Genomic DNA, 17,853 nt, shown 5'->3' on the forward strand with positions numbered 1-17,853 from the left:
GCCGAAGACTGCCGCAAAATCCTTGGCGGCAACTTACTTCGCGTCTTTAAGGAAGTGGAAGAAGTGAGCAAGCAACTGCAGGCGGAGAACCGGCCAAGAATTACGAACAAGCAGCCATTCGATAAACAGTGAACCTCGGCGCCGGATCTCTCTGCCCTGAGGATTGTCACGCAAGAGACGATGTGCCCCATTCATGACGCAGTTTCATCGCGGCATGAGTGGGAAACCACGAAACTCCAATCTTTATCTGTTTCTGGGGGCGGCCCACCCCACGAACGACTCCAGCTGCTTTTTCTCTCTCACACATCGAAACTGGGTGCCCCAGGGTATCGCTTCTGAAACCTGGGAAGTAAGATCCGATTCCCACCATCACCCTGTATATTTTCACCATGCTCACTCGCATTGCCCTTGGTCTTACTGTTCTCACCTGCTTTGCTGTGCCCTCAGCGATCAGCGCGCAATCCTTCTCCGTCACCTTCCCTAAAGAACTAAGCTCACAACCTCTCGACGGCCGCCTGCTTCTCCTGCTTTCCACCGACCCAAGCGACGAGCCGCGCAATCAGATCGACGACACACCGCGCACGCAGATGGTCTTCGGCCTCACCGTCGATGGCTGGCAATCGTCGCAACCCGCCGTCGTTGACGCGGGGGCCACCGGCTATCCCATCCGCAGCCTCAAAGATGTGCCTCCCGGCGAATACATCATGCAGGCCGTACTCAACAAGTACGAGACTTTCCATCGCAGCGACGGCAAAACCGTAAAGCTGCATCCCGACATGGGCGAGGGCCAGCACTGGAACATTTCGCCCGGCAATCTTTACTCCAAACCGCGCAAGATCGTCGTCGCTCCCAACGCTGCGCCCATTTCCGTAGCACTCACCGAAGTCATTCCTCCCATCAAGCCGCCGGCCGACACGAAATACATCCGCCACATCCGCATCCAGAGCCAGGTGCTCACCAAATTCTGGGGACGGCCGATGTTCATCGGCGCTGCCATTCTCGTTCCCGATGGGTTCGACGAACATCCCAACGCACGCTTCCCCCTCATCATCTTTCACGATCACTTTGTCGACGACTTTGATGGATTCCGTACCACTCCTCCCGATCCCAATCTCAAACCCGACTACAGCGAGCGCTTCCACCTCGCCGGATACAACCGCATTCAGCAGGAAGAAGCCTACAAGTTCTATCAGCAGTGGACATCGCCCAATTTCCCGCGTGTCCTCATCGTGAAACTTCAGCACGCCAATCCGTATTACGACGATTCGTACGCCGTGAACTCCGCCAATGTCGGCCCCTACGGCGACGCCATCGAAAACGAACTGATCCCCGCAATCGAAAAGCAGTTCCGCGGCCTCGGCGCGGGATGGGCGCGTTTTGTCTACGGTGGCTCAACCGGCGGATGGGAGTCGCTCGCGGTGCAGGTCTTCTATCCCGACCACTACAACGGCGCATTTGCAGCCTGCCCTGATCCCGTCGACTTTCATGCGTACATGACGATCGACCTCTACGATGACAAGAATGCATTCTTCCTGGAGGGCGCGCACAAGCGCGTTCCGCAGCCGGCCATGCGCGACTACCTCGGCCATACGCTAATCACAACGCAGGACAATAATCAGTACGAACTCGCGCTCGGCGATCACGGTCGCAGCGGCGAGCAGTTCGATATCTGGCAGGCGGTCTACGGCCCTGTTGGCGACGACGGATATCCGAAGCAGATTTTCGACAAGCAGACCGGCGACATCGACCATAGCGTGGCCGATTACTGGCATCAGCATTACGATCTCGAAGCGATCCTTGAACGCAATTGGGCAACGCTAGGGCCGAAGCTTGCCGGCAAGATCCACATCTATGTTGGATCAGACGACACGTATTTCCTCAACGACGCTGTCTATCGCATGGAAGATTTTCTGAAGTCGACAAAGGACCCGGCTTATGGCGGGGAAGTGACCTACGGCCCGCGCGCCGAGCATTGCTGGAACGGCGATCCGACGCTTCCAAATGCGTACTCGCGCCTGCACTACAACACGCAATACCTGCCCAAGATCCTTGAGAGAATTAAGGAGACAGCCCCTCCCGGCGCCGACCTGACCAGCTGGCGCTATTAGCGAACCAAAATCTCGCGACCCGAAATTCATCTGATTGCAACCAACGGAAGGAGGGTACGGGCTCCTATCCCTGGGTTTGTGATCAAGACGGGTTTGTATCAGGGCATGACTTGAGTCATGCCGCAAACCACCAGAAGAATGGTTGGGCTTTTTAGCCCCTGAGGACGCGCATAAATGTCTCTGCGCAAACGCCCCAAAGCACAGAGAACTCAAGATTAAGTAGGTTTGTAATCAACATAGGTTTGTAATCAAGATGGGTTTGTAAGCAAGACGGGTTGTAAGCAAGACGGGCTGTAAGCAAGACGGGTTGTAATCAGGGCATGACTTGAGTCATGCCGCAAACCAGCAGAAGAATGGTTGGGCTTCAGCCCCTGAGGCTCATTCTATTTCGCCGCGAAATTGCTCCCGGCGCTCTCGTGCGAGTTCTTCTTCACCAGCGATGCGCTTGTCCCCTTTTGTTTATGCGCGTTTTTGGAAGCTTGCTTCTTACCGGATGTTGCAGCGTGCGCAGAACCAGTCGATTTGGCAGGCTGAGTCTGGACTGCGTCCGGCACGATGAGGGGATCGCGGCGTTCTGTGGCGTGTGATGGGACTGCGGCAACAGTGAGAACCAAGGCAACAACTGCGGAGCAGTGAAACAAAATCCGTGCTTTCATGTACAACTCCCCGTAGCGACAGATCTGGCAGGTGACGAAGGCTTGAACCTCTCGTTTATTGCCCTGCTAATTGGTGTTAGTACAACCCACCGGCTGGGGCGCAGTAAATACAACCTGCGCGGAGAGATCTAACACAAAAGTGCACCTCAGGTCCGGGCAGTTTAGGGGGCCCTCAGGCTGCGGCAACCGCGGCAATCAGCACCAGAACAGCGACGGAATGAAAGATGAGACGTGCCTTCATGGTTCGACCTCCTGTATTTTCGCTGGATCCAGCTGCAATCAAGGGGAACACCTGTTGCGTCGTTCGCTCGATTGGGTCACCGGGATGCAGATGATCGCACCAGTACACGCCGGGATGAGGAGCAACGTAAATACAACTTCGCTCTTGCTGGATACAACCAAGGTAGTTGAACTGTGAGACTTGCGGGTGTCTCGCTTCCGCCGTCAATTCGCCTGGCCGATCCAACCTGGCATCCTCATTCTGCCCCGAATCGATGCAATGTCAATCGCGATGTGCAAAGAAATTTCCTAACCCATTCATTTCATTGCGAAGAAACTTCTCAGGCTTTTGCGGGTAATTTGCACATTTCCGCGCACAATGAACACGTTGGGAAGAAAACCTGGATCTTTGGAGAATCAGCCATGAATGAAACACTCGGGTCCGCGCTCGTCGACGGGCCTGCAATGTCGCCTGTGAGCCACGCAATCGCCATCTGCACTGAGGCTTGGACCCTCGAACATCAGAAAGTCATGAAGAGCAATCGCGGTCGTTTCGAGGCCGATGCTGCAGCCGCGATAGCCTATCGTCGCTCACTGCCCACGCTCGCCGGATACGACAATATTGGCAGCTTCGTTGCCTGTGTCGCTCACGGAATCGCCATCGGCGCTATCGAAGGTGTCTGTGCATCTCGTCTCCTCTACGCAGCGCAAGTTGCCAAAAGCACCCTGCGCCCTCCCGCTCCAGAAAAGATGAAGGCCTGACGGTGTTGCGGACCCCACCCCCCCCGGTAGTACTACTCTTTTCCTTCGCCTGTCCTTTCGTAACCCCCGGCAGAAGCACTTCTTTTCCGAGGCAGGAGGGACCCTCATAATCAACAGAAGAACACGCAGACTGGATTAACGTCAGGCAGGATTGCATCGCTTGCTGAGGGCCCAAATATTACGGAAAACGCACTGCTATTACGGAAAACTCATTGCTGGAAGCGTTCGTATCAGGGCATGACTTTCAGTCATGCCGTCAGTTGCGCAAAACATCGTCGGCTTTAGCCGCTGAGGGAAGTTCTTTCGGCGATTCGCCGTCTTTTCGCAGCCTCATTAGCCCTTAGGTTCTTTTCTCTCTGCTCGCTGATCCATTTCCGCCGCGCAGTCCCGGATAGAAACCGGTTCATTATCAACCCCTAAACCGCGACCGAAGTTCCACCCCAGCTCTCCGGCTCAACATCTGCGATGGTCTGCGTAAAGTCCCAGTAGTGGCCGTGAAAGTCCTGCGCATTGTATTGTCGCTCGCCGTACATATGATCCACCGGCTCGGTGAGAATGATGGCGCCATGCTGCCGTGCGCGCTCGCAGTGGGCAAGCGCATCCTCCACGCGTACCTGGATAATGTGGGAGCGGTTGGGCACAATGTCGCCCTCGGCAATCGTGAAGCATCCCTCGCCAGCGCGCATCTGGATGCGGTGGTTCGCAATCCGCAGCCGCACGGTAAATCCGAACGCAGCCGAAAGCCATTCAGCGGCCGCGGCAGGATCCGGGTAGATGAGAACGGGAATCACAGTGCACGGCGGAACGGAGCGGTTTGTACGCATGACGATAATTTAACAGGGGGCGAGCCGCTTCTTCTTGACGCGTGCGAGGCAGCGCGGGATACAATCGCCAACATTTCCGGGCTCCGGAATGGGATTTCCAGCTCAAGCGAAGGAGGGCATATCCGATGGTTGGATTCCGTAAAGCTCCGTTGATGGTGGCGGGTTTGCTTGCAACCGTCTGTATAGCCCCGTTAGCACAGGCCGCAACAGCTCCTCCTGACCCATGCTCGCTGTTATCGGCGGCTCAAGTCAGCAGCGCCATGGGCAAAGCCTACAGCGCGCCCCAGAAAAGCGTAGCTCCCCGGCCTTACGCAAACACTGTCCAGGGAACGGACTGCACTTATTCAGGTGGTGGAGGAGATCTCTTGTTCAGGATTTACTTTGACCCATCGCCCGCAGCCGCAACTGACCTGTTCGCGAAGCTGAAGATGTTTTACAGTCCACCCAGGCCCGTTCCGGGTCTTGCAGATGAGGCCTATTTCGACCCCAGGCATGGCATCCACGTTCGCAAGGGGAATGTACGCTTCTTTCTCAGTGCGGGAAGCGACGAGAAGCCGCTTACAAACCTCGCAACCCAGGTGGCGGGACAGCTTTAATAGTGGAGAGGTCCGCTTTATTGAACCCGTGTTGCTCTAGCGCCTGGCGATGAGCTGCTTATCAAGGTAAGCGACAATTCTGTAGGACTCTGACACGGTTTTGCCTTCGTCGCCCACCGACCACTTCAGCTTTGCGGTCTTCCCATTGAATTCCGCTTGCACATGCTCGCTGATTGGCATGGCGCAACTCCGCCGGTTGACGTAGTTCCCCTTGGCCGAGTACTTGCTCACGCAGTTGACCAGGGCGATGCGTCCATCGGGCAGCAGCAATGACAAGGTGGTGCCGACAACGTTGTAGGTGACTTCACCCTGCGCGGAGAGCAGTTCGTTATGGGTGGTCAGGGAGCAGTCTGCCGGATTCGGATCCAGCGCACAGGCCGGGCTGTTTTCTGTAACCGGGCTGGTGTATCCGGGGATCACGGCGAAGTAGTTGACATCGCTGTCTTGCCGGTAGAGCACTGTGGCGTCCAGCTTCTGGGCGGTAGCGAAAGGGGTGGAGGTGGCAAAGAGCACAACCGCCATCCCCAAACCCACCCAATTGGGCTTGCTCATTTCAGGACCTCGATCCAAGGTTGATCTTCAAAGTCTACGGGGACTCTCGAGTGAAAAGCAGGACGGAAACGGAGGGAGTCTCTCCGAGGTAACGTGACAGAAGGGCTTCCTCGCCGCTCCCCGGAGCGAAGGAGACCGGTGCGAACCTCCCGCGTAGACACCCGCGTCGCATCCGCGTCCCGACCCTTCACAACATTATTGAAAATTTGGTATTTTGACGCTCCAGCTCGAGAATCGTGAGGAGCCCATTCCCAGAATCCGGTAACCCGGCCGGACACCCGTGCGCTTTCTCCCTTGTTTCATTGGAGATACGAAGCATTTGCTACTTAGGGAGGCCGCGGAGCCTGCGTTGTAGATCGCGGTCCGGCCTAAGTGTCGTTCGGCGATATGCTTGCGGCTTCCTGCGCCATCGGCCTTGCGCCTTTGACTACGAGCCACAGCATGAACGCCAGCTCTCCAAACATCGCAGGCTGGGAGTACGTGAACACGGCACCCTGGTACCGCGGAAACAGGACACCCGTGAAGCTGAGGACGATGTAGGCGAGCCCGTTGATAGCCAGCCAGACGCCCAGGAATCGAGGCAGGAAACGCGACTTGTACGTGAGGATCGCCAGCGGAATCAGCCACAGGCCCCACAGAATCTCGGCGGCTGTGTTCTGCCGGTCGCGCAGTTGGAGGAAGAGCATGGCCAGCGCATCCCGCTGCGGCTTGTCGAATACAGATAGGTAGTCGGCGCCGCGCACGCAGATGAGGGCGCCAAGGTCGCTGACCACGCCGACAAAGTAGATCAGTGCCGGCATCACGCCTCCGAAGATCACCACCTGGATAGCGAGGTTTCTGTCTACCGAGCTGAACAGCCGGTAGAGAGCCAGCGTGAGAAAGACCAGCACCACCGCACCGATCAGATCTGCCACGATGCCGAAGCGGAAGAGACCCTCATGCGCTGCGATATTGCTCGCCGTCGCAGCCGCATTTCCCGAAACGAAGAGCTTGTTGGGAATGTAGATGAGCCGCAGCGGCCCGAGGAAGACGAGGAGCAGATACCAGAGCCCGGCGACGCGGCCGGGGTCCCGAGTCGAGCTCATGTTGCCTCCATGACTGCATGGAAATCCCGATAAGGATCAAGCCGGAGATACGCGATCGAGAAGCAGAAAGTTTCGACTCAGGTGGCGATACGAACTTTTACCCGAAGTGTGTTATCCGGGAGTATGCTTAATCCTCCCCTAAATCGACCACGGAGGCACGTCCCATGAAGCACCCTGTTTTTGCTTTTCCCCCTCTCTGCCTGCTGTTTGTTGGTCTCACACTCTGCGTAGCTCCTGCCGCTCTCTCGCAGCAAGATGCCGGTCAGACCCATGGCCCGAGCAAATACCTCTTCCTCGAAAATGTGGAGATCAAACCCAATATGGGCTTTCCCTACGCAAAGGCTCAAGGGGATGAGGTCCAAGCCGAGCGAGCGGCCAAGACTTCGTTCCACTACCTCGGCATGTGGGGCATCACGGGAGCCGGTCATGTGCTCTACCTGCATGGCTTCGACACCTTTGCCGATCTGCAGAAGGACCACGACACAGCCTTTGCCATCCCTAAGCTAATGGAGGCGATGAAGATCAACGGTGCTGCGCAGGCAGGAGCGATGACCACCGATCACAGCAGCATTTACGTCTTTGAGAAGGACCTCAGCTTCAACGCCAATCTGGACCTTTCAAAGATGCGGTTCATGCGGATCATTCTTTTCCATGTGAAGTCAGGTCACAACGAGGAATTCCGGCACCTTGCGAAGGTCTTCGTTAAGGGCTATCAATCGACCCTTCCGGACGCCCACTGGGCCATGTTCCAAAAGTCCTACGGCACGGACAGCGACAAGACTTATATCCTGGTCACGCCCATGGCGTCTCTCGCAGAGGTGGACGCAATGGAGGGCGGGGACAAGAAGTTCAGTGAGGGTGTAGGCGAAGACCAGCTCGCGATAATGTTCAAGGGCCTGGATGCGGCTCTCGAATCCAGCGAGAGTGACCTCTTCGCTTTCGATCCCCAACTTAGCTACGTTCCTGATTCGTGGCTGACCTCTTCGCCGGATTTCTGGGGCAAGAAGTAAGCCGACTGCCTAACAAGTCCGCAAAGGAGAAGGCCCATCTCGGCGCAGGATGGGCCTTCTTATTTTGCAGGTCGGCCGTCAGCCGCGCAAACTTCGTCCTGATGTTTGTGGCTAGACCGGGCCTTTTACCAGTCGACATGAATCGCGCACTGAACCCGACGCTATAATTGCCGCCATGCGCCACATGATTTTTTGTTTGTTGATGCTCTGCACCGGCACTGCCTATGGTGCCGTGAAGCGTGTCCCGATTAGATCGGGTGTGGTGTTGAAGCCGGGCGAGGCGTACACGGCCCAGGTTGAAAGCGCTAAGCCGGTCGAAATCGCATGGACTGCCGTTCAAGCGAAGCGCTGCACCATGGATTGCGTGCAGATGACTCTGATAGGCGCTACTCATGCCCCACCGTTCTCGGCAGCCATGGGGGCACAGGGGAATTACACGCCGACCGATGGAAAAGTCGTAGTCGAATACAAGAACGTCTCGCAGGAGCCGGTGACGATTGACGTGTTTCTCGTGGAGCGGACCTGCGATGCCGAGGCCTGCCGGCTTTTCGACAACAGCAAGAAGGGCAGCTGGCTCGTGTTCAGAGTGAATGAGTTCAAATCGATCACGAACAGCAACGATGGCTCCTATTCCGTGATCTCCGGTGTTGTCGAGAGCGGTCGAGCCTTCCGCATCCATGTGGTGTGGTGGACAGACCAAAAAGGCGCAGGGTTCATGGGCTGCCCGCGTTGGATCAAAGGGTATGTAGACAATCACACGCCCACCGAGAAGTATCGGCCGTACATCATCTCAGGGCAGAACGTTGGCGATGAGAACAACATCGTCCTGAAGTCAATCGATGACTGCGTGCCCCTGGCGTCCCACTTCGGAGTTCCCGAGAAGAACGTTTTCAAGTAGCCGGAGGTCGACGGCGAGAGCTGCGGCAGGTGAACGGTTATATCGATCTGGGTTCGTGCTTTCCCCACCCATGCCACGATGAGACTGTGTCATGGTTGGGGACCCAAGATGAGAGTTCCGGAAGCATGCTGAGACTTGCTCAACCCGCTGCAGGTGGCATTGTCTCGGTAGAAATAAGCAAAGGGCGGACCCCTGTCCGCCCTTCTTTGTAACACGTATCTCTTTACAGCGAGATGCTGATCGCAATCCCGGGGCGACCGGGATATCTGCGGTTGTAGAGGTAGTATCCGTCGCCGTAGTAAGCCACGTAAACATCGTCTGTCTGATACCAGTCATTGCCCCAATAATCGGGGTACGGATCCATCACAGTGAACCAATAGCCGCCGTACTGGAAGCGCGGATAGCCGCCCTGATACATGAAGGGAAGACTGTAGATGCGGAACCAGTGACCGCTGCCGTAGTAGCTGCGCAAATCATTGTCGGGAATTCGGTAGCCACTGTAGCCACCGCGTTGCTGCCAGTTGCGGTGATCGTTATCCCAGTTGTTTGAACCGTGCTGCCGCCAGACTTGCTGTTGCTGGACCTGCTGCTCGTGCTGCTGTTGCTGCGAGCGCTGCATCTGTTGTCCGCGCTGCTGATACTGTGCCTGTTGCTGCTTGTTCTGGTTCTGCTTCTCATACTGCTGAGCTTGTTGCCTGTTCCGGTTTTGCTGCTCCTGCTGTTGAGCCTGCTGTTTGTTCTGGTTCTGCTGCTCGTGTTGCTGCGCCTGCTGCTTATTCTGGTTTTGCTGCTCGTGCTGCTGCGCCTGCTGCTTATTCTGGTTTTGCTGCTCCTGCTGCTGAGCATGTTGTTTATTCTGGTTTTGCTGCTCCTGCTGTTGAGCCTGCTGTTTGTTCTGGTTCTGCTGCTCCTGCTGCTGAGCTTTCTGCTGATTGCCCTGGTTCTGCTGCTCATGCTGCGCCTGTTGCTTCTGCGGCTGAGCCTGCTGCTGGTGCTGCTGACCCTGATTCTGCTTACCTTGATTCTCCTGCTTTTGTTGCTGCCCCTTGTTCTGCTCTTGCTTCTTGTCCTGGCTCTCCTGGGCATAACCAAAGGAACATGCCGCGAGAGCAGCGGACAAAATGGATATTGGAATAACGAACCCAATTCGTTTCATGATGTTTACCTTCCTGCAGACTTCCAACCAACGACTGCCTTCGAAATTGCCTGCGACTCCGATGGTGTTGAACGACGTTTGAGAAACTGGTTCGGCCATTGATCGCTACTCGGATCGGCAAGGCGGTCTGCCGTGGGCATGATGTGCTCCAGACAAAACAGACGTATTCTGCACGGCTATGAGAAAGGCTGTTCTTATCTACCCTCAACCATTTGCCCCCGGTAGGGCTGTTCACTATTGCTCAGTGTGTCTCGGTGTTGCCTGGAGAGGCTCAGCGCGGGGGAGGAAACCTCAAAAGAATGAGAGGCGGAGGCGTCGGAGGCAAGATCTCCATTAATCCCACGATTCGTCGTTAATTTGGATTTTTAGACGGCTTTTCCTCAGTAGATATGCGTCCAGCCGCGAGCGTCGCTTTCCCATTTACATGTCACGACTAAAATCAAAGTAGACCATGGCCGAATTCACTCACCTCCATCTGCACACCGAATACTCTCTCCTCGACGGCGCTTGCGACGTCCATAAGCTCATTGATCGCGTGGCTGAACTTGGCCAGAAGTCTGTCGCGATGACGGACCACGGCAACATTTACGGGGCGGTGCATTTCGTCAATGCAGCCAAAGCCAAGGGCATCAAGCCGATCCTGGGATGCGAACTCTATGTGTGCAAGGCCGAAGACCATCGCGCCGAATCGCCCAATGACCAGTACAACCACCTGCTGGTGCTGGCCGAAAACGAAGAGGGCTATCGCAACCTGATCCGGCTGACCAGCGAGGCCAGCCTGCATGGGTTCTATCGCAAGCCGCGCGTGAGCAAGAAGTTTCTCGCCAACAACTCCAAGGGCCTGATCGGTTTTTCCGGTTGCCTGAGCGGGGAGTTGTGCGAAGAGTTGATGGAAGGGAACTACGAGAAGGCCAAGGGCGCGGCCATGCAGTACCAGGACATCTTCGGCCGTGGCAACTTCTACCTTGAGATTCAGAACCAGGGTCTCGAGCAGGAAAAGAAGATTCAATCGGACCTGTTCCGTCTCGAGAAGGAACTGGATATTCCGCTCGTCCTGACCAACGATTCGCACTACCTCTGCGGCGAAGACTCGCATGCTCACGACGTCATGCTCTGCGTGCAGACGGGCGCAAAGATTCATGACGCGGACCGGTTCCGGTTTGATTCGGACCAGTTCTTCGTCAAGTCCGCAGACGAGATGGCGCGGATATTTCCCGACTCGCCGGGCGTGACGCAGAAAACGATGGAGATTGCCGAGCGATGCAACTTCAAACTGCACGCCGTGGACAATCCGTTTCCTGAATTCGCGGTTCCTGATGGCCACACCATCGACAGCTACTTCGAAGAGGTGTGCCGCGAGGGGTTGAAGAAGCGGCTGGAGACAGCGGTGCGGCAACTCGAGTTGCGCGGCGTGCGCAGATCGCCGACGCACGAGTATGAGTCTCGCCTGAATTTTGAAATCGGCATCATCAAGCAGATGAAGTACTCGGGATACTTCCTGATCGTGTGGGACTTCATCAAATACGCGCGTGACAATGGCATTCCCGTAGGCCCGGGTCGTGGTTCGGCAACTGGTTCGCTCGTGGCCTATGCCATGGAGATTACCAACATCGATCCGATGCAGAATGTTCTGCTCTTCGAGCGGTTTCTGAATCCCGAACGTGTGACGATGCCCGACATCGACGTGGATTTTTGCCAGAACCGCCGCGGCGAGGTCATCGAATATGTAACCCGGAAGTACGGGCGCGAGCAGGTGGCGCAGATCATCACCTTCAACACCATGGCCGCCAAGGCATCCATCAAGGACTGCGGGCGCGCGATGGATATGCCTTACGGCGATGTGGATCGAATTGCAAAGCTGGTTCCGCCAACAGTGGGAATGACGCTGGACCGGGCGCTGGAAGAATCGCCGGACCTGCGCAAAGCGTATGACTCTGACAAGCAGGTTCGCGAACTCATCGATACGGCGAAAAAGCTGGAGGGCCTGGTTCGCGGAGCTGGTGTCCACGCATCGGCGGTAGTGATTGCGCCGCGTCCGCTTACGGAGCTGGTGCCGCTGAACCGCACCAAGAACGACGAAATCGTGACGGCCTACGACATGAAGTCCGTGGAGAAGATGGGCCTGCTGAAGATGGACTTCCTAGGGCTGGCGACACTCACCGTGATTACCGATTGCGTGAAGCTCATCGAGCAGAGTCGCGGGGAGAAGGTCGATATCGATATGGTTCCGGGGGATGATCCGGAGACCATGAAGCGCGTGTTTCACACCGCGCTGACGTCGGGAATCTTTCAATTTGAATCAAGCGGGATGCGGGACATTTTGCGGCGCTACAAGCCGGACACAGTGGAGGAATTAACAGCGTTGAATGCGCTCTATCGGCCCGGCCCGATGAACATGATCGACGACTTTATCGAGCGTAAATGGGGACGGCGCGAGGTGGAGTTTCTGCTGCCGGAACTCGAGGAAATTCTGAAGGACTCGCTGGGTGTGATCGTCTACCAGGAGCAGGTGATGCGGATTGCGCAGGTCTTGGCGAGCTTTAGCCTGGGCGAGGCGGACCTGCTGCGGCGCGCGATGGGGAAGAAAGATCAGAAACAGATGGCTGAGATGCGCGATCGCTTTATGAGTGGCGCGGCGAAGCGAGGGCATCCGAAAAATCTTCTGGAAGATTTGTTTGAGAAGATGGCCAAGTTTTCAGAGTACGGATTTAATAAATCGCACTCAGCTGCTTACGCGCTGGTGGCCTATCAGACGGCGTACTTGAAGACGCACTATCCCGTAGAGTTCATGGCGGCGCTGCTCACGTCTGAAACATCGAAGCCGGAGAACGTTGTGAAGTACATCGCCGAGTGCAGGGAGATGAATATTAAAGTCGAGCCGCCGGATGTGCAGGTCAGCGGCGCTCAATTCACGCCGCACGGCGAGGCGATCCGTTTCGGCTTGGCTGCAGTGAAAAATGTTGGCGGAAATGCGATTGAGTCGATCACAAGGGCGCGCGCGGAAGTAGGTGGCCGCTTCAAGAGCTTCTGGGAGTTCTGCGAGAAAGTCGATCTGCGCGTGATGAACAGACGCGTGATCGAGTCGCTGATTAAAGCGGGTGCGCTGGATTCACTGGGCAAGCGCGGACAGCTCTTCGCCGCAATCGACAAAGCGATGGAGCGGGCGCAAAAGACTCAGCGGGATGCTGCACAGGGCCAGGCCGGCCTTTTCGGCCTGTTCAACGAAGAGCCGGCTCACGCGAGGAATGGCGACGACCTGCCCAACGTTCCGGATTGGGAGGAAGGCGAGCGCTTGACGAACGAGAAGGAAGTGCTCGGGTTCTTCGTCTCCGGTCACCCGCTGGATAAGTATGCCGACAAGATCAAGAATTTGAGCGGCGTGATTTCGACAGCCGAAGCGCTGGAGCGCAAGCCGGCGGAGCGGCGCTGGGGCAAAGAGTCAGACCCCGCAGATGATGTACTTGTTGCAGGAATGATGCTGGGGCTGCGGGTGCAGAAAACGCGCCGTGAAGGCAAACTCTACGCGCAGGCAACGCTCGAAGATGCGACAGGCAAAATCGACTTGATCGCGTTTCCGCAAACCTACGAGAAGCTGGCGGACCAACTGAAGATTGAGGCGCCCGTTCTGATCCGCGGAACGATTCGAGCTGAGGAGGACGCACAACCGAAGATTGCGATCAGCTCTATTCAGCCTCTTGAGGCAGTGCAGGTGAAGCTGCCGACAGGAGTGCGTATCCGCATCAGTCTCGATCGCGCGACCGAGGGGTTGCTGGCTAACCTGAAGATCGCGGCCGATGCCGCTCCGGGTCCGGGCAAGGTGATGATCTTCCTTGAAAAGAAGGGCGAATTTCAGGTGATCCTTGAGCCGGAAAACATGAGCGTGGCTGCGGACCGGTGCTGGGTTGAGCGCGTTGAGGAATTGACAGGGAAGGGAACCGTTCAGCCGCTGGGCTGAGCTGTTTCGGGATGAGCTCGTCAGGATGGAAGGGCTTCCCCGAATCTGACCCTGCAGCGCGTATGGCGCTGACGCAAGAAAGGATTTGTGTACTGAAATTTAGTACGAAATCCGAATAACTCCTATAGCACTAAAGTTTGGGAAGCTGCCTGACTCGCTAACTCCCAGTTAGCGAGGGAGTTAGGAATTCGTTGTTTCCCGGACAGGGTTAGAGAGCGCGCCTGCCCAGCGGCAGACTGCCTCGCGCGTGACCTTTCCTCCCGGTTCCTCGCACGCGGCAAGCTGGACGGCAAAGTTCCCGATGGTGGAGCTTTCAGGGTGCCCGCAATCGACCGGAAGGCCTGTGCGCTGTGCGGTGAGATCTGCGAGAAGCCGATTGCGGCTGGCGCCTCCGATGATGTGGATACGATCCAGCTTTCGCTGAAGCATTCGTTCAAGATCGGTCAGGGCGGTGGCGTAGCGCGCTGCGAGGCTTTCAAAAATTACGCGTGCAAACCGCGGCTCGTTGCCGGGTTCATCGGGTATTGGCTGATGCCCAGCAGCGGTTATCTGTTCGTTGATGCGCGCAGGCATGTTGCCGGCGAGAAGCAGGGGCTCGGCATCGACGTTGATCGCTGCGGCTGGAGCACAGGCCGCGGCCTGCTGAATCAGTTCGGAAATGGTGACATCGCGGTCTGCGCCGGTCCATGCTTCCATGCATTGCTTCAGCAGCCACATGCCGTTCACATTGGTGTGGAAGCAGAATCCGCCTGTGGCCGCACCCTGGTTGGTGTAGCGCGCTGCAAGGGCCTCCGGCGTTGCAATGGGCTGCGCAATCAGGGTCCCCACCAGCGACCACGTTCCGGAGCAGATGTATGCCGTTGCATCAAGGTCTGCGGGAATTCCAGCAATAGCGGAGGCTGTGTCGTGGCATGCGGGCGCTATAAGTTCGGTGTCATGAAATGCGGCGAGCGTAGCCAGCGGCCCCCGAATCTTTCCTAGTCGCGTGCCGGGCGAAACGATGCGTGGTGCGGCTTCCATGTCCAAGTCGAGCTTTGCGAAAATGTGTTCTGCCCAGTCACCGGTGGCGAGATCGACCAGGCCCGTGTGCGTGGCGTTGGTATATTCCGCAACACGCGGTGCACCGAGCCAGTGAAGAACGAATTCTGGAAGGCAAAGCCAGGGAGAGTGCACAACCGAACTATCGTCAGCCAGAAGCTGATAGATGCTGTTGATCCGCAGCGGCTGCGCTCCGGTGCTACGAAAGGCCTCTTCGGGCGGCAGCGCGTCATCCGCCTTGAGCTTGGAAGCAATTGTGCGCTCGTCGCGATAACAGAATGGATCGTGCAGCCGGCGTCCACTCTTATCAAGGCGCACATAATCCACCGCCCAGCCATCGACTGCGATGGATGCAATCCCTTCCGGCGCTTCTGTGGCGGCTTTGCGCAGACCTTCATCGAGACCCGCAAGTATCGTCTCGATGGGCCAGAAGAGCGAGGAGCCGCGTTGAACAGGACCGTTTTGGATGCGATGGACTTCTGTGATTTCCGCGTGGCCATCGAGCCAGCGGAGCAGCGATACGCGACAACTCTCTGCGCCGAGATCGATCGCAACCCGTGCGAGGCGATCGCTTATGGCTGGTTCTTGACCGCCACTCACCGCAGGAAGGCCTCGGAGAGGCCGCCATCGACGGGAAAGATATGACCGGTGGTGCAGCGCGTTTTGGGGCTGGCCAGGAACAGAATCGCCTCTGCGCAATCCGTCGGATCGATGGGCTGATGCGTCAACGTGCGCTTGGCGTAGAACGCGGCGAGCAGTGCGCGCAGTTCGTCATCCGATTTTGATTCATCAAAGGGAACCTTATACTTAGCCAGCGAGGCGCGAACGCGATCGCGTGGAAACATCGTGCTGCCTTTCACGACGGTCGCCGGGCTAACGGCATTCACGCGAACCTTCGGCGCCAGCGATACGGCAAGTTCGCGCGCAAGATGCGACAACGCGGCTTTGCTTACATCGTAGGCCTCGCTGCCGCGCTTGGGCACCACTGCATTTGCTGAGCTGGTTAACACGATAGATACGTCGAGATCCTGGTCGGCGAAGACCTTCTCAGCTTCGTCGGCCAAAACGTAGTTAGCCGTGACGTTGATGTTCAACGTGGCAGCCCAGACGTCGTCGGTAATCTGGCCGTCGGGCGAGGAAGGAAAAAGCGCCGCAGTATTGATGAGGATATCGAGTCCGCCAAACGCAGCGACCGTGGTGCGGATGGCTTCGCGAACCGCATCGCGACTGCGAATGTCGACGGCAGTCGAACCAATAAATTCTTTCTGCGTGATATGCGCGAGCTCATCCGCAACACGGGATGCGGCAACTCCATCGTAATCGGCGATCATCACGTGCGCTCCACGTGCAGCAGCCAGGTGCGCAACTTCACGACCGATGCCGCTGCCTCCTCCGACGACGAGCGCGACGCGGCGGCTCAGCTCTTTCTCCGGTGGCTGACGGCGGAGCTTGGCTTCCTCCATCGCCCAGTACTCGATGCGGAATGCCTCAATGGGCGGAAGCGCAACGTAGTTGCTATAGGTCTTGAAGCTTGCGGGATCCATCGCCTCTCCGCATTGCGGGAGCGTGCCGGTAACTTCGCCTTCCGACAAAAGCGTAGCGCCTTCAATCACGTGGATGGCGTTGGTATAGAACTCGCCAACGATGCGGGCCTCCGTCTTGTTCTTGCCGAAGCTGAACATGCCGAGCCCGGGAATGAGAACGACCGTAGGACTTGGATCGCGAAGTGCCGGTGAGTCGGGTTTGGCGAAGTAATGGTAGTAGGTCCAATATTGCTCGCGATACTCAGTAAGCGATCGGCTGATCTGCGCCTTGAGATCGGCGATGCTGCCAGTCTTCGGCCACGGCACAAACATGGGGCGAATCTTGGTGCGGATAAAGTGATCGGGGCAGCTGGTACCGAGATATGCAAGTTCCTCGGCATGCGCGGAGTTCACAAACTGCAGCACGTCTGGCGCATCGCTGTAGCTGGCGATCCAGCGATGCTGCGTGCTCACGCGCCCGCGAAGATAAGGCAGAATCTCCAGCGCCAGCGATTGGCGATCAGCACGTGCAGGAACCGACTCACCACCAAAACGGGCCGTACCCTTGTGTTCGCCGTGTCGCGCGATGAACTGGCCGATCTGGTCGATGATGGTGAGGGTGTTCAGGTAGCACTCGCGCTGTGTCTGGCCCCACGTAAAGAGTCCGTGACCGCCGAGAACGATGCCGTCGCACCCAGGATTGTCGCTTACCGCTTTGCGCATCATCAGGCCAAGTTCAAATCCCGGTCGCTGCCATGGAATCCAGATGAGCGAATGGTTAAACTCGCGATTGAACTCCTCCATCTTGGCTTTCCCGTTGGCAGATGCGGCCATCGCGATGCCCCAGTCGGGATGCAGATGGTCCACGTGCGGGAAGGGAAGAAAGCCGTGCAGCGGTGTGTCAATGGACGCGGCGACGGGATTGTTGCGGAAGGTGCAAAGCGGGTACATCGCCACCATGTCATCTTCGGTTTCAACGCCCTTGTAGCTGCGCTCAAGCGCGAGCAGCTTTTCCTGGTAGAGCGTGGCGAAGCCGGTCCGCTTGATGCTGCCGAGGTCGCCGCCGGAGCCTTTCACCCAGATCACCTCAACAGATTCTCCAGAAAGCGGATCCGTCTCGATGACCTTGGAACTGGTGTTGCCACCGGCAAAGTTGGTGATGCGCAGGTCCGAGCCAAGCAGGTTGGAGCGATAGCGCAGAAGCTCCGGTTCATCGAGCGTGGCAGCGACCGCCGGGTCCCAGCGGTCTTCGAGAAATCGGAGAGTTGCGTTTGCGAGAGTTGCCTGCGTCATAGTGCACCACCGAGCGGGGAAATTGATAGAAGCCCAGACTTCGATTCTACTGCTGAAGAGCCAAATCAGGCGTAGCTGCTGACCGCCGATTGGCGGCTGGCTCGCTCGCTGGTGATCCGCTCAATATAGCCGCCATCTCGGAGCGCCGCCAGCGGATCGGCAGCCAGGCCTCGAGCCT

The 17,853-nt window shown here is 57.2% G+C and carries 14 protein-coding genes; 6 read left to right on the forward strand and 8 right to left on the reverse strand.

Translation table 11 applies throughout. The features are described from left to right. The first annotated feature begins 389 nt into the window (after window positions 1–389). Window positions 390–2,108 carry an alpha/beta hydrolase-fold protein gene (locus WA354_RS00310; protein WP_472811008.1) on the forward strand — a complete coding sequence of 573 codons (1,719 nt, stop codon included), beginning with the start codon at window positions 390–392 and terminating at the stop codon, window positions 2,106–2,108. 383 nt (window positions 2,109–2,491) lie between these two features. On the opposite strand, the gene WA354_RS00315 is transcribed toward WA354_RS00310, so the two are convergent. Both WA354_RS00315 and WA354_RS00320 read right to left on the reverse strand, forming a co-directional pair. After that, window positions 2,492–2,764 (reverse strand): hypothetical protein, encoded by a 273-nt coding sequence (locus WA354_RS00315; protein WP_472811009.1) that lies wholly within the window; start codon window positions 2,762–2,764, stop codon window positions 2,492–2,494. Window positions 2,765–2,936: 172 nt separating this feature from the next. Continuing rightward, a complete protein-coding gene (locus WA354_RS00320) occupies window positions 2,937–3,230 on the reverse strand; it encodes a hypothetical protein (protein WP_472811010.1) in 294 nt (97 codons plus the stop codon). 176 nt (window positions 3,231–3,406) lie between these two features. On the opposite strand from WA354_RS00320, the gene WA354_RS00325 reads away from it, so the two are divergent. Further along, a complete protein-coding gene (locus WA354_RS00325; protein ID WP_472811011.1) occupies window positions 3,407–3,745 on the forward strand; it encodes a hypothetical protein in 339 nt (112 codons plus the stop codon). 416 nt (window positions 3,746–4,161) lie between these two features. Here WA354_RS00325 and WA354_RS00330 read toward each other — a convergent pair whose 3' ends face one another. After that, window positions 4,162–4,569 (reverse strand): VOC family protein, encoded by a 408-nt coding sequence (locus tag WA354_RS00330; protein WP_472811012.1) that lies wholly within the window; start codon window positions 4,567–4,569, stop codon window positions 4,162–4,164. A 365-nt stretch (window positions 4,570–4,934) separates the two neighbouring features. Between WA354_RS00330 and WA354_RS00335 the strand changes: the two genes are divergently transcribed. Further along, window positions 4,935–5,165, forward strand: coding sequence for a hypothetical protein (locus WA354_RS00335; protein WP_472811013.1), 231 nt, complete (start codon window positions 4,935–4,937; stop codon window positions 5,163–5,165). Window positions 5,166–5,201: 36 nt separating this feature from the next. On the opposite strand, the gene WA354_RS00340 is transcribed toward WA354_RS00335, so the two are convergent. After that, complete coding sequence (locus WA354_RS00340) at window positions 5,202–5,717, reverse strand: hypothetical protein (protein WP_472811014.1); 516 nt, start codon at window positions 5,715–5,717, stop codon at window positions 5,202–5,204. 368 nt (window positions 5,718–6,085) lie between these two features. After that, on the reverse strand, window positions 6,086–6,802 hold the full coding sequence (locus WA354_RS00345; protein ID WP_472811015.1) for a DUF4386 domain-containing protein: 717 nt from the start codon (window positions 6,800–6,802) through the stop codon (window positions 6,086–6,088). 164 nt (window positions 6,803–6,966) lie between these two features. Between WA354_RS00345 and WA354_RS00350 the strand changes: the two genes are divergently transcribed. Together WA354_RS00350 and WA354_RS00355 are read left to right on the forward strand one after the other, a co-directional pair. After that, window positions 6,967–7,812 carry a hypothetical protein gene (locus tag WA354_RS00350; RefSeq protein WP_472811016.1) on the forward strand — a complete coding sequence of 282 codons (846 nt, stop codon included), beginning with the start codon at window positions 6,967–6,969 and terminating at the stop codon, window positions 7,810–7,812. Between the two features lie 202 nt (window positions 7,813–8,014). Continuing rightward, complete coding sequence (locus WA354_RS00355) at window positions 8,015–8,710, forward strand: hypothetical protein (RefSeq protein ID WP_472811017.1); 696 nt, start codon at window positions 8,015–8,017, stop codon at window positions 8,708–8,710. Window positions 8,711–8,933: 223 nt separating this feature from the next. On the opposite strand, the gene WA354_RS00360 is transcribed toward WA354_RS00355, so the two are convergent. Continuing rightward, entirely contained in the window at window positions 8,934–9,866 is a 933-nt protein-coding gene (locus tag WA354_RS00360; protein WP_472811018.1) for a hypothetical protein, read from the reverse strand. A 451-nt stretch (window positions 9,867–10,317) separates the two neighbouring features. Here WA354_RS00360 and dnaE point away from each other — a divergent pair, with 451 nt between their 5' ends. Continuing rightward, window positions 10,318–13,821, forward strand: a complete 3,504-nt coding sequence (dnaE, locus tag WA354_RS00365) for a DNA polymerase III subunit alpha (RefSeq protein ID WP_472811019.1) — start codon at window positions 10,318–10,320, stop codon at window positions 13,819–13,821. Window positions 13,822–14,001: 180 nt separating this feature from the next. On the opposite strand, the gene WA354_RS00370 is transcribed toward dnaE, so the two are convergent. Next, the gene (locus tag WA354_RS00370) at window positions 14,002–15,459 is read right to left on the reverse strand and encodes a rhamnulokinase (RefSeq protein WP_472811020.1); all 1,458 of its coding nucleotides are present in this window, start codon (window positions 15,457–15,459) and stop codon (window positions 14,002–14,004) included. Next, window positions 15,456–17,675, reverse strand: a complete 2,220-nt coding sequence (locus tag WA354_RS00375; protein WP_472811021.1) for a bifunctional rhamnulose-1-phosphate aldolase/short-chain dehydrogenase — start codon at window positions 17,673–17,675, stop codon at window positions 15,456–15,458. The genes WA354_RS00370 and WA354_RS00375 overlap by 4 nt, the downstream gene beginning before the upstream one ends. Window positions 17,676–17,853: the final 178 nt, after the last annotated feature.

The sequence above is a fragment of the Occallatibacter sp. genome, from assembly GCF_049802275.1.
In the GTDB taxonomy this organism is placed as follows: domain Bacteria; phylum Acidobacteriota; class Terriglobia; order Terriglobales; family Acidobacteriaceae; genus Telmatobacter.

Bases quoted from the DNA above. Each gene is read 5' to 3' on its own strand.
- WA354_RS00310 (WP_472811008.1), top strand. From the start codon at position 390: ATGCTCACTCGCATTGCCCTTGGTCTTACTGTTCTCACCTGCTTTGCT.
- WA354_RS00315 (WP_472811009.1), bottom strand. From the start codon at position 2,764: ATGAAAGCACGGATTTTGTTTCACTGCTCCGCAGTTGTTGCCTTGGTT.
- WA354_RS00325 (WP_472811011.1), top strand. From the start codon at position 3,407: ATGAATGAAACACTCGGGTCCGCGCTCGTCGACGGGCCTGCAATGTCG.
- WA354_RS00330 (WP_472811012.1), bottom strand. From the start codon at position 4,569: ATGCGTACAAACCGCTCCGTTCCGCCGTGCACTGTGATTCCCGTTCTC.
- WA354_RS00340 (WP_472811014.1), bottom strand. From the start codon at position 5,717: ATGAGCAAGCCCAATTGGGTGGGTTTGGGGATGGCGGTTGTGCTCTTT.
- WA354_RS00345 (WP_472811015.1), bottom strand. From the start codon at position 6,802: ATGAGCTCGACTCGGGACCCCGGCCGCGTCGCCGGGCTCTGGTATCTG.
- WA354_RS00350 (WP_472811016.1), top strand. From the start codon at position 6,967: ATGAAGCACCCTGTTTTTGCTTTTCCCCCTCTCTGCCTGCTGTTTGTT.
- WA354_RS00355 (WP_472811017.1), top strand. From the start codon at position 8,015: ATGCTCTGCACCGGCACTGCCTATGGTGCCGTGAAGCGTGTCCCGATT.
- WA354_RS00360 (WP_472811018.1), bottom strand. From the start codon at position 9,866: ATGAAACGAATTGGGTTCGTTATTCCAATATCCATTTTGTCCGCTGCT.
- dnaE (WP_472811019.1), top strand. From the start codon at position 10,318: ATGGCCGAATTCACTCACCTCCATCTGCACACCGAATACTCTCTCCTC.
- WA354_RS00375 (WP_472811021.1), bottom strand. From the start codon at position 17,675: ATGACGCAGGCAACTCTCGCAAACGCAACTCTCCGATTTCTCGAAGAC.